This is a genomic window from Aeromonas sp. LsrichE-8G (assembly GCF_022869435.1).
In the GTDB taxonomy this organism is placed as follows: domain Bacteria; phylum Pseudomonadota; class Gammaproteobacteria; order Enterobacterales; family Aeromonadaceae; genus Aeromonas; species Aeromonas caviae.
This window is the reverse complement of record NZ_JALIHH010000289.1, coordinates 1-293: the sequence shown is the minus strand read 5'-3', so window position 1 is coordinate 293 and position 293 is coordinate 1. Positions and strand designations below refer to the sequence as shown.

Annotated in this window: 1 protein-coding gene; it reads left to right on the top strand. The window is 56.0% G+C overall.

The window, feature by feature from the left end:
- Positions 1 to 293: transposase (locus MUW49_RS21515; RefSeq protein WP_244813220.1), on the top strand; the 293-nt coding region annotated here is incomplete at both ends.

The following is a 293-nucleotide window of genomic DNA, read 5'->3' as shown; positions in this document are numbered from 1 at the left end:
GAAGTCATCGAGCCGTTTTATCCCAAGGCTGGTAATGGCCGGCGACCTTATCCGCTGGAAACCATGCTACGCATTCACTGCATGCAGCATTGGTACAACCTGAGCGATGGCGCGATGGAAGATGCTCTGTACGAAATCGCCTCCATGCGTCTGTTTGCCCGGTTATCCCTGGATAGCGCCTTGCCGGACCGCACCACCATCATGAATTTCCGCCACCTGCTGGAGCAGCATCAACTGGCCCGCCAATTGTTCAAGACCATCAATCGCTGGCTGGCCGAAGCAGGCGTCATGAT